This window comes from Amycolatopsis keratiniphila subsp. keratiniphila (assembly GCF_001620365.2).
Taxonomy (GTDB): Bacteria; Actinomycetota; Actinomycetes; order Mycobacteriales; family Pseudonocardiaceae; genus Amycolatopsis; species Amycolatopsis keratiniphila.
This window is the reverse complement of record NZ_LQMT02000036.1, coordinates 20,423-31,370: the sequence shown is the minus strand read 5'-3', so window position 1 is coordinate 31,370 and position 10,948 is coordinate 20,423. Positions and strand designations below refer to the sequence as shown.

Sequence of the window (10,948 nt, the reverse complement as noted above, 5' to 3'; positions counted from 1 at the left end):
ACAACCAGTGGAGAGGTGAGGTGGGCCACGGCATGGGCGCATTGCGCACACCGCGGGAGAAGTGGGTCGAAGAAGGTCTGCGGGCGCTGGCGGAGGGTGGGGTGGACGCGGTGCGCGTCGAGGCTCTCGCCAAGGCGCTCGGCGTGACCAAGGGCGGGTTCTACGGCTACTTCGCCGACCGCGCGGCTCTGCTGGAGGCGATGCTGGACGCCTGGGAGTACGAAAGCGTCGACGAGGTCCTCGCTCGTGTCGAGCGGGAGGGGTGCGACGCGCGGGACAAGGTCCGGCTGGCCGGCCGGCTGACTTTCTCCGGTGGCCGGTTGCTGCCCATCGATCTGGCCGTTCGTGACTGGGCTCGCCGCGACGACGCCGTGGCCGAACGCCTGCGGCGCGTGGACAACCGGCGCATGCAGCTGGCCCGCGACGGGATCGCCACGTTCTGCGACGACCCCGACGAGATCGAAGCCCGCGCGCTGCTTGCCTTCTGTGCGGCCATCGGCAACCACTTTCTCGCCGCGGACCACCCGGGGCAGACCCGGGTCCAGGTTCTCGCCCGCGCCGCCGACCTCATTCTCGGTGGTCCGCCCAGCGATCCCAGCCGCTTCACCGGACCACCGGCGTAACTGGTCCGGGTTACTCCGATCGGCCCTGCCGGACGCGGCGGTTCAGGTAATAAGTTGCCGCTAACAACAAATCCTGCCGTCGATGAAGCCTGTGGGAAGGACCCTCATGAAGTCACCGAAACGGCGTCGCGCGATAGTCGCGCTGTTGACCGTGCCGGCGCTCCTGGCCGCCACGCCGGTGAGCGCCGCGCCACTGGCGGACGCGCCCGGCGCACCGGGTACCGGAGCGGCCTGGACTACCGGGGGCAAGGAAGGTTTCGGCACCGCCGCCGGTGCCGCGTCGAAGGTGTGGTTCACCCTCGGCCAGGGGATCAGCCACGAGATCTATTACCCGACCGTGGACACCGCCAACGTCCAAGATCTGCAGTACGTGGTGTCCGACGGTGCCGGCTTCACGCAGCTGGAACGCGATCACACCACCAAACGGCTGGAGCTCACCGATCCGCGCTCGCTGAGCTACCGGCAGATCAACACCGCCACCAACGGCCGGTATCGCATCACCAAGACCCACACCGCCGACCCGGCCAGGTCCACCGTGCTGATCCAGACGAGGTTCGAGGTGCTCAGCGGTGGTCCGCTGCAGTTGTACGCGCTGTACAACCCTTCGCTGAACAACAGCGGCATGGGGGACACGGGTGCCACCTCCGGCGGGCAACTGGTCGCTTCGGACGGGCCGGTGTCGAGCGCGCTGGCCGCCTCCACCGGGTTCGTCAAGGCGACCAGCGGCTACAGCGGAACCGCGAGCGACGGTTACGTCGACCTGAGCGGCGACCACGTCCTCGGCGCGCAGTACGACTCGGCCTCGACGCCGGGGAACCTGGTGCAGCTGGCGCAGATTCCCGTGGGAACGGACACGACCTTCACGCTGGCGGTCGGTTTCGGAAGCGATCGCGGTGCCGCGTCGGCGAACGCGTCGGCCTCGCTCGCGGGCGGTTTCGCGGCGGCGGACACCGCGTACCGGTCGGGCTGGAGCGGCTACCTCTCCTCGCTGGCCGCGGTGCCCCGGTCGATCTCGGGTGCCGGGCTGACCACGCAATACAACGTCGCGCTGATGACCCTCAAGGCCCATGAGGACAAGACCTACCCGGGGGCGAACGTCGCCTCGCTCACCAATCCGTGGGGTGAGGCGAAGGACGGGAACGGCACGGGGGACTGCGGATACCACGCCGTCTGGTCTCGCGACCTCTACCAGGTCTCGACCGCGCAGATCGCGGCGGGAGACTCGGCGGCGGCCAACCGCTCGGTCGACTACCTGTTCACCGTGCAGCAGCGCCCGGACGGTTCCTTCCCGCAGAACACCCGGCTCGACGGCACCAACTGCTGGACCAGCCTGCAGATGGACGAGGTCGCCTTCCCGATCGTGCTGGCGTGGCAGCTGAACCGGTTCGACGCGGGAATGTGGGCGAAGGTGAAGAAGTCCGCGGACTTCCTCGTCGCGCGTGGTCCTTCCACCCCGCAGGAACGCTGGGAGGAGAACGGCGGCTACTCGCCGTCCACCATCGCCGCGGAGATCGCCGGCCTGATCTGCGCCGCCGACATCGCGGAACGCAACGGGGACACCACGAGCGCCGCGCGCTATCGCCAGCTCGCCGACCAGTGGCAGGCGCAGGTGAGCGCGTGGACGTTCACCACGTCCGGTCCGCTCGGTGACGGACGGTATTTCCATCGCATCGACGGGAACGGCAATCCGAACGACGGCCAGAACATCTTCCTGCAGAACGGTGGCGGGAACCACGACGAGCGCGCCATCATCGACGCGGGCTTCCTGGACCTCGTGCGCCTCGGCGTGAAGCCGGCGGCCGATCCGGACGTCGCGGCCTCACTGTCCGAAGTGGACTCCACGCTGAAGGTCGACACACCGAACGGCCCGATGTGGTACCGGTACAACCACGACGGCTACGGCGAGACGGCGTCCGGCGGCCCCTACACCGGCGCCGGTGTCGGACGGCTGTGGCCGCTGCTCACCGGTGAACGCGGCGAATACGAACTGGCCAACGGCCGCCCGGCGACAACGCATCTGGCCACCATGGCGGCCTCGGCGAACGCCGGTTTCCTGATCCCGGAACAGGTCTGGGACCGGCCGAGCGCCGCGGGCTTCACCTTCGGCGAAGGCACCGGCGCGGCGACGCCGCTGGCGTGGTCGATGGCGCAGTTCGTCCGGCTGGCGCACTCGATCGACGCCGGCGCCCCGGTCGAGACGCCGTCGGTGGTCAAGCAGCGGTACAGCGCGGCGTGCTCCGGTGTTTCGGCGGAGTTCACGGTGAACGCCACGACTTCGTGGGGCCAGAACATCTTCGTCGTCGGTGACCGTGCGGAACTCGGTGCGTGGAACCCGGCGAACGCCGTCCCGTTGTCGTCCGCGAACTATCCTTTGTGGACGGGGAAGGTCGCGCTGCCGAAGGGTGCCGCGTTCCAGTACAAGTACATTCGCAAGGAGGGCGGGGCCGTGACCTGGGAGTCGGGTGCGAATCGTGTCGGTACCGCTTCGGGTGGCTGCACGTTGGCGCTGAACGACACCTGGCGGTCCTGACGGCTTGCCGGTGTTGCGAAAGCCACTTTCGCAACGTTGAAGGTTGCGAAAGTGGCTTTCGCAACGCCAGGTCCGTGAAGGCCTCCTTGCCTATCCTGAGGGTAGTGAACGAGGCCTTCACTACCCTCAGGGTCGCCGCAGGTGCATCAGCAACCACAGCAACGGCGAAATGCCAGCCAGCCCGGAGATGACCGCTAGCGACTTGCCTTGAGCTTTACGAAGCTCTCGTAGCCTGTTGCCGATCGGTGAGGACATTTCGCATCCCTCATCCGCGGAGTCGCACGCGGAGAACTACCAGACCAGCGTACCCCCGGTTCGTCGTCGACCCGCACTGTCGCTGCCATCAATCGCGCCCAGGCATTGGTGCTTTCGGGTGATCGCGCTGTACCCGGTGTCGAAAAACGGCCCGAAAACCGGCCTTTTGCAGCGAAAGGAGGTGGCAAGGCGTCCGCGTCGCCTGAACGTGAAAGAAGTTCTTGGCCAAACCGTGTCGCAGAAGCGCTGCTTTCTCGGTATTGCCCTGGTGAACAAGGTGTCCGGCGGATGGTGTGGCGCATGGTCGGCGTCGTAACTGTGCCGCTCCATCCGATGGGAAGGCGGCGGCTGAGCCGCTGGCGAGGCCGCTTGAGGGGCCCGGCAGACGGGAGCCCGACCCGCCCCCATTCGAGGGAAAACGAAGTATTCGCCAATGCAATGTCCCAAAACAGCGTTTTTTTGGAGTTAACAGGTGACAGGTTTCCGCGTTAGGAGGTGATCGCCGAAGGCCCATAGCGAGGGGCAACTAATTAGCTCTATTTCGTCTCGCCTGGTTCGTCGCACGGTTCACGAAAGAGGTTGTTTCTCATGTCTGACAGGAAAACTACGCACACGCCGCAGGGCTCGGTTCCGCCCGGCAATGGTTCGCATGGTCGTGGTCGTGGTCGTGGTCGCGGCGGTGCGGATGGGGTGGCGGTTGGTTCGGCGGATGCTTCGGCGTCGGCCCGGCGTTCTATGTCCGCCGCCCCAAATGCCGGGGGTGCTGGTCACGCCTCCCCTGGTACGGCGTGGGTTCGGCGGCCTGGTGAGGGAGGCCGACTGAGTGGGTGTGAGTCATCATCCACCCGGAAAAAGGTGGGGTCCGCGGGGTCGCCGGCGAGGTCGCGGGACGGTCGCCGGCGAGGTCGGCCAGGCCTGGCGAACCCGATCCGGGGATCTGGTTCCGCCTGGTCGAACGCGATCGTCGTCTGTTGTGGCTGCTGGCCGAACACCAGGTCCTGACCACGGGGCAGATCGCGTCGGTGGAGTTCTCATCACGGCGCCGCGCGCAGGATCGTTTGGCGCGGTTGCGGTCGTTGGGTGTGCTGTTCGCGTTCCGTGACTCGTACATGTTCGGCGGGACCAGTGAGGCCCGCTACGCGCTCGGCTACTCCGGGGCGCGGCTGATCGCCGCTGCGCGGGCGGTGACCCCGCCGACCGCGAAAGCACACATGCAACGGCTGGAACGGCTCGCGTTCTTGCCTACCCTCACCCACCAGCTCGGGGTCAACGGGTTCTTCTGCGGACTGGCGGCGCACTCCAACCCCACCCGCACCGGCGGCGGGGTGGGGCGGTTGACGCAGTGGTGGCCGGAACGCCGCTCGGCAGAGTTCTTCTGGACCAACCATGGGACCGACGGGCGTGAAGCGCGGGTACGTCCGGACGGCTACGGCTGCTGGGAGTCCGACGGGCGGGCGGTGCGGTTCTTCCTGGAATACGACACCGGTACCGAGTCATTGCGGGTGCTGGCCCACAAGATAACCGCCTACAGCGCGTTCTATACCGATCGGTTCGGGGTGCTGCTGTTCTCCCTGCACTCCGTGCGGCGAGAACAGGAGTTCCGGGCCGGGCTGGTGAAATTCCTCGGTGGACACGATCCGGGCGTGGTGATCGCGACGACCGCGCGGGACCTGCCGGGCGCCGACGATCCGTCCGGACAGGTGTGGGGGTTGTGGTCGGGCCGTGACCACGGCCCGCTCACCCGGCTCACTCTGGCGAACCTGCCTGAACGGGGGCCCAGGGTGCGCCACCATGCCCCGGAACTCCCGTACGGGGAAGCGGCGTTCGCGCCGACCGACCCGGCGACGGTGTCGCTCCTCAGCGCCGCCGCGTCTGCGCCGCCGCCGCGTGAACCCGTGTGGTGGGACTCCCCGTCCGGTCTCACGCCCCGGAGGTCCGCGTGAGCGACGACATCACGGTGGCCAAAAACGAGCTGACGGTGGCGCGGCTGGCCGAACTGGCCGCCGCCTGCGACGTCCCGGACGGCGGGTTCACGGTCGACCCCATCACCGGTGTCACGCCGCGTGCGGGGTTCGCAGTGTCGGTGCACCCGCAGTACGAACACGTCACCGACGCACCCGCGACCGCCGCTGATCTCGCCGCCTACCTCACCCGCCACGCGCCCATCCTGACCGTGGCAGGAAGGGCGTTCGGCGGCTGGCACAACCCCGATAACGGACGCGTCTACCTGGATGTGTCCATTGTGGTGCCCACCCTGGCCGAAGCACTCGACCACGGGCGCGCCGCCCGCCAGCTGTCCGTCTACGACCTCGCGACCGGGGCATGCATCGATGTGCCCGCCGAACCTGTCACCGCAACCCCAGGAAAGGAGACGCCAGCCGAACCCAAACCGCCGATTCCCGCACCACGCGCCGAGAGGACACCGCCACCATGCCCACCCGGCAACCACGCCCGTTCCGCCACTTCAAGGCCACCCAAGCAGACACCCGCAGGAAGGAAACCTACGCCGAACAACAAGCCCGCCTCGACGCCGAAGCGCTCGATAGGTGGGCGGCCATCGTCGCCGACCTACCGCCGCTCACCGATGACCAGATCACCTCACTCGCGGTGATCCTCAACCGCATCGACAAACGCCGACGCACCGCCGACACTGAAAGGAACGACGAAGGCCGCCGCGCGGCCTGACACACCGACGACCGAGGACACACCCACCCCGCTTGTCCGAGGTGTGGTGTGGCCTCGGTCGTTGCTCTATCAGGCTCGGTGCAGGCCGCCTGTAATCGGTATAGAAGGCAGCCCGATGGACGTGCCCCATGGCTGCGGCTACCATATTGGAATAGACTTCTTGCCTAATCCCTCGATATTCGGGCTCCCAGGCAACTCGTGCGCGACCTCGTAAATTGATTTGTCCGGCCAGTCAAGGATTATTATGGTTTTTCCGGCCGGAGGCAATGGCCATAGGTCGATACGTTGCACATATCGCCATTCACCCGATTCGGCACTTCCGCCGCCGCCACCTGTTCCGCCCTGGGGAGTCATGAAAGGGGAGCCTGCATTTCGCCCCGCCGGGTCCCCCCATCGCATGCTTGGCGTTATGAGATTCGTTGCGGTTCGCCCGTCCGAGAACTGTATCCCCAGCCTGAGTCCTTGAACATTAAAGCGTTCTCCTGGTTCTCTTAATCCTCCGGGGAATGGGAAGAATTCTTCGGGATCCGAAGGTTTGGTTTTGGAGAAAACGGCAATTTCAAAGCTAAAGTGTTCCGGCCAGCAGGCAACGGAGTCAAGGGCTACGCACAGATTTTCGGTTCGAGCCAGAACGCACCCCTCGGGCAGCCGGTAGGGGAGATATGTGGCACGCGGGGCGAACGACATTGCGGGTATGTTGTCTGCCGCAAGTTTCCATGATCTATTTTTGTGTATCTCGTCAAAGAATTTCATGGCGCCGATTCCCCTTTCAAAGAGCCTGGCCTTGTCGCAATCGAAGTAGTTGCGACAAGGCCAAGTCTACCCGACTACGGGTCGTCAGCGTGTCGGCGGCACAAACCAGCTATCAGTCTTAAGGGTGCATGTAATTTCGGGCGGTGCGGATATCACGCAACCCTCGGGGGCAGATGCCCATGAGAACCCCTCGGGAAGAAGGAAGATTAGGCCGCCAATCTCGTTATAATAGCCAGAGCAATTCTCCGATATGGAGAAGCATTGCATTCGACCAGACGCGGCTACACCTAAACATGCAGGCTGACTGGAGTTCTCGCGGGAGCATTGCCGATCGTCGGGAACAGGCTGCCGCAACCTGTCATTTAGGTACATCTCGGCGGAGGCAAACAGATATCGCATCGATTGCCCATCGCCGGTTGTCACACAGTTGATGGTGCTAGAAAACGGGATGTCAACACTTTCCAGCACGCCATTGAGGTAGTACGCTGTTCCGTTGAACCCTACATTATATTCACATCCACCCTGGGGTGGGATATCAGCGAGTGCCCCATTGGAAACCGTCGATTTCACGTGTGAGAGTGAAATGTTGACCCTGGACTCTTTTTTGATTGATACGACAACGGCATCGTCTTGACTCGTGCTTGCCTCTGCCATTCCAGGCAGTGCAGATAAAAATAGAAGCGCAGAAGGAATGGCAACAAAAAGTCTTCGAATCATCAGTTCCCTCCCCGATAAAATGGCATCAAGGCGCGAGCCGAGAGTTTCAAACGGAGCAAGATGCCGACCATTAGCCTAGATCATCCCCAGCTCACTTCGCAATCTAATGGTCACGGATCGCGATGTCAGCGTCTATCTGGGTGAAACACTGATGGCTAATGTGAAATTCCTGAATTCGTTGCAAGTTGGGGGTATTAGGAGAAATTCCGAGCTTGGATGCCAGCTTGTATCGCGATTTCATCGTCGCGAGTTGAGTCCCACGCCGACGGAGCCATGACATTGACGGGAATGCCCCGGGGATGGTGTGGCCACGGTCGGCTGCTCTATCAGGCCACGTACTGGCCGCGCTTGCGGCCCGTGGCAGGCTTGTACGGCTCGATGCGCACACGCTTAGGGTCGAACTGCCGTTTGCCGGTCTTGGCGGCAGGGTCGAGATACAGGGTGTCGCGTCCCAACGCGTCGGTGAGCATCGCGCGCCGCTCGTCGAACTCACCCGCGTCCCATTGCGCTGCCGCGTCCTCACGGCTCATCGCCTCGGTGGGCCCCTCCGGATTCCCGCCGGTCAGTTCGTCCCGCTCCGCTTCCAGCCGCGCACGTGTGGCCATCAGCGGTTCATTCGCCGCGTCGTAAGCGCCCTCGGTCATTTTCCCCGCACCGAGTTTCGCCGCGATCGATGTCAACAGCCGCTCACACTCGTTGATCTCGGTGTGAATTTCGGCCAGCCGTTCCGAGACACGGGCACGCGCGGCCCGGATCGCCGCCGCGTACTTCGCATCGGACAGCCGCGACACCACCAGCGCGCCGAGTTCGCGATCCACCCGCCGGAAATCGGCACTGACTTTGCCGCACCCGCCGGAACCTTTCACGCACGCGTACTGCCGCCGCCGCTCCCCGTCGGGGTAGTTCCCCGTATGCGGGCGCCCGGTCAACCCCTTGCCACGCAACGGACACCGCAGGATCCCCGACCCCACATAGGTCCCACTCGGACACTGCCCCTGCGTCCGCCCCGCGTACAACGCGCGCAGCTTGGCGAACTGCTCTGGTTTTACGATCGGCTCACCCGCCATCGTGCCCTGCACCTCGCCGTCATGCTCGATCAGCCAGGCGTTGATCGGCCGCAACAACACCTCACCCACCATCTGCGGCAACCACGTCTTACCCGTCGTCGTGCGCAGTCCCGCCGCGTTCCACTCATCCGCGACCGTGGACTGAAACACCCCCGCCAGAATCGCGTCCGTGGCCTCGCGCAACGCCCTGCGTTCCCGCTCCACCAAGTCCGCCGGAATCAGCTTGCGGGTGTCTTTCCCATCCGCGTCCAACGCCTCCTCCCGCGACACAGTCCGGTCCAGGCCGGGGAAGCCGAATCGGCGCCCCTGGTGATGAGGGATGCCCCGCTTGCGCAGCACTGTGAAGCGGCGAGTGATCCGCTGGGACGCTTCATCGGAGTTACGCTGATTGTGCGCGACCTCCTGCCGCAACTGGTACCGGTCGTTGTAGTCAGACAGGTCATACCGGCCGTGCGAGGACGCCACCGTGAACGAGTCGTACGCCATGGACTCCAACAGCGTGAACAGGTCCTCAAGATCGTGCGAACGTCGCCAACCCCGGTCGGTGTTCCACAACACCACCCCATCCGACGCCCGCGCCGCGACCCGCTTCATGATCCGTTCCCACCCCGGGCGGTGAACCTTCGGATTCCACGCCGACAGCTTCGGGTCCGAGATCTCCTCACCCAGCACGCCGCCCAACCGGGCGATCACGTCCCGGTTGTCGACGTGCTGGGTCTCGCACTTCTCCAGCTTCCCCGCCTGGTTCCGCGACAGCCGCGCGTACGAGTCCAAGATCGGCTGACGCCCGCCCTGACCTGCACTAACCTGATGACTGAAACCCATGTCATCCACAGTAGGTACATAAGGCAGGGTTAGCTAGAACAGCCCTTACCACTCACGACCACCTGTACGGAACGGCGGCTTCGCGTGCTTGAGCGGACGACACACGTGATCCGATGGACGACACACCTGCGGCGGCCCTCAACCCTCAGCAGGGGCGGGATCGCCGCGCGGCACCATCTTCACGCAGTCCCCGGGCGACTTGATCTCCTGGTCGGTGGCATCGGCCACCTGCTCGAAGTTCTTCACGAAGCTCTCGTAGATCGCGTTGTCGTTCAAGACCCGGATGACGTTCTCGTCGTTCTCGTGCAGGGACGGGTTGTTGAAGTTCTGGCTCCCGGTGAAGACGACCTTGGTACCCGGCTTCAGGTAGTCGCCTTCGATCATCATGTTCTTCTCGTGGATACCGGCCTCGTTTCCGGCTTTGAACCCGCGAAGCCGCACTCGATCCGGCTTCCCCTTCAACAGCGCCTCGCACGAGCCCTCGGTCATCCGCAAGGCGACGATGTCCACCGAGCAGCCCTGCGCGGCCAGGATCCGCAGCCTTTCGATGATCTTCATGCGGGTGAGTGACCAGACCCCGATGCGGATCTTGCTCTTCTCGCTCGTGCAGCCGACCTCCTTCAAGGAGTTCTCGACGGTGTCGTTGCCCGCGTCCTTGAGCCTCGGGTAGAAGTAGCTCTTGGTGTTCCCGGTGACGACGGGCGGGTTGGCTTCGTAGTAGTCGGGGTTCGCCGTGCCCCCGTCCGCGACCCTGCGCAAGTCGCCGAAGTAGTCGTTGTACCTGGCGAACAGGGCGGCGTTGCCGACGTCGGTGTAGTAGCTGTTCCAGCCGCCCTTGCCGCCCGTCGTGTTCTCGCTGAAGTTGGCCGAGCCGGTCGCGACCACCGTGGACGCGTCCATCGTCCGGTCGAACAGGAAGAACTTGTTGTGCATCGCGTTGCCGCCGTTGCACCCTCGGCCGCTCTTGCAGTGCTTCGCCCACGAGTTCCTGTCACCGGTCTTCTCGAGCCGGTTCTTCATCTCCTTGTAGTTCGGGTGGTCCGTCGCCTTCCCGTTGACCAGGACCTGGACGTGCACCCCGCGCTCCGCGGCGTCCGCGAGCGCGTCCGTGATCGGCGCGTCCCGCAGCAGGTATTGCGCGGTCTTGATCGTCGAGTTCGCGGGCGCGCCGCGGATCAGCTTTTCGAGGTGTTCGACGATCTGGCCGCCACCCGGGGTGTTGAAGTCCGCCCGGGTGGTGAGCTTCGACGGCGCTGCCGCGGCGGCGGCCGGGACCCCGGTCGCCGCCATCAGCAGCGCGCCCGCCAGTGCGCCGAGCCGCAGCCGCGACTTCCCTCCGGACGCGGTCGTCCTGTGCGGTTCCATTTCCGATTCCTCCCCATGGCCGGATCTGCTGCCGGCTCCACGCTCTCCACCGCGGGGCGTCGTGGCAAGCGGAACCGCCCGTAATGGGAGGCCGAGACGAAACCCGCCCGCTGACCTGCGACGACACC

Annotated in this window: 7 protein-coding genes; 5 read left to right on the top strand and 2 right to left on the bottom strand. The window is 65.0% G+C overall.

The genetic code is table 11. From position 1 onward, the window contains the following. Positions 1-32: 32 nt before the first annotated feature. From AVR91_RS33160 to AVR91_RS42970, 5 genes are all read left to right on the top strand, one after another. Positions 33-623: a TetR/AcrR family transcriptional regulator gene (locus tag AVR91_RS33160; protein ID WP_063271440.1), complete on the top strand. Its 591-nt coding sequence runs from the start codon at positions 33-35 to the stop codon at positions 621-623. Positions 624-729: 106 nt separating this feature from the next. Further along, positions 730-3,153: a glucan 1,4-alpha-glucosidase gene (locus AVR91_RS33155; RefSeq protein WP_063271441.1), complete on the top strand. Its 2,424-nt coding sequence runs from the start codon at positions 730-732 to the stop codon at positions 3,151-3,153. Positions 3,154-3,526: 373 nt separating this feature from the next. After that, positions 3,527-3,724 carry a hypothetical protein gene (locus AVR91_RS42975; RefSeq protein WP_143254187.1) on the top strand — a complete coding sequence of 66 codons (198 nt, stop codon included), beginning with the start codon at positions 3,527-3,529 and terminating at the stop codon, positions 3,722-3,724. Between the two features lie 655 nt (positions 3,725-4,379). Next, complete coding sequence (locus AVR91_RS33150) at positions 4,380-5,351, top strand: replication-relaxation family protein (protein ID WP_063823135.1); 972 nt, start codon at positions 4,380-4,382, stop codon at positions 5,349-5,351. Then, positions 5,348-6,019: a hypothetical protein gene (locus AVR91_RS42970; protein ID WP_143254186.1), complete on the top strand. Its 672-nt coding sequence runs from the start codon at positions 5,348-5,350 to the stop codon at positions 6,017-6,019. The genes AVR91_RS33150 and AVR91_RS42970 overlap by 4 nt, the downstream gene beginning before the upstream one ends. A gap of 1,870 nt (positions 6,020-7,889) precedes the next feature. Here the strand turns inward: AVR91_RS42970 and AVR91_RS33140 are convergent. Together AVR91_RS33140 and AVR91_RS42965 are read right to left on the bottom strand one after the other, a co-directional pair. Next, complete coding sequence (locus tag AVR91_RS33140) at positions 7,890-9,455, bottom strand: recombinase family protein (RefSeq protein WP_083737814.1); 1,566 nt, start codon at positions 9,453-9,455, stop codon at positions 7,890-7,892. Between the two features lie 138 nt (positions 9,456-9,593). Then, positions 9,594-10,820 carry a phospholipase D-like domain-containing protein gene (locus AVR91_RS42965; protein ID WP_063271678.1) on the bottom strand — a complete coding sequence of 409 codons (1,227 nt, stop codon included), beginning with the start codon at positions 10,818-10,820 and terminating at the stop codon, positions 9,594-9,596. Between the last annotated feature and the right edge of the window lie 128 nt (positions 10,821-10,948).

What these genes read in the sequence shown, in the direction of transcription:
- AVR91_RS33155 (WP_063271441.1), top strand. Translation starts at nt 730, where the DNA reads ATGAAGTCACCGAAACGGCGTCGCGCGATAGTCGCGCTGTTGACCGTG.
- AVR91_RS33140 (WP_083737814.1), bottom strand. Translation starts at nt 9,455, where the DNA reads ATGGGTTTCAGTCATCAGGTTAGTGCAGGTCAGGGCGGGCGTCAGCCG.
- AVR91_RS33160 (WP_063271440.1), top strand. Translation starts at nt 33, where the DNA reads ATGGGCGCATTGCGCACACCGCGGGAGAAGTGGGTCGAAGAAGGTCTG.
- AVR91_RS42965 (WP_063271678.1), bottom strand. Translation starts at nt 10,820, where the DNA reads ATGGAACCGCACAGGACGACCGCGTCCGGAGGGAAGTCGCGGCTGCGG.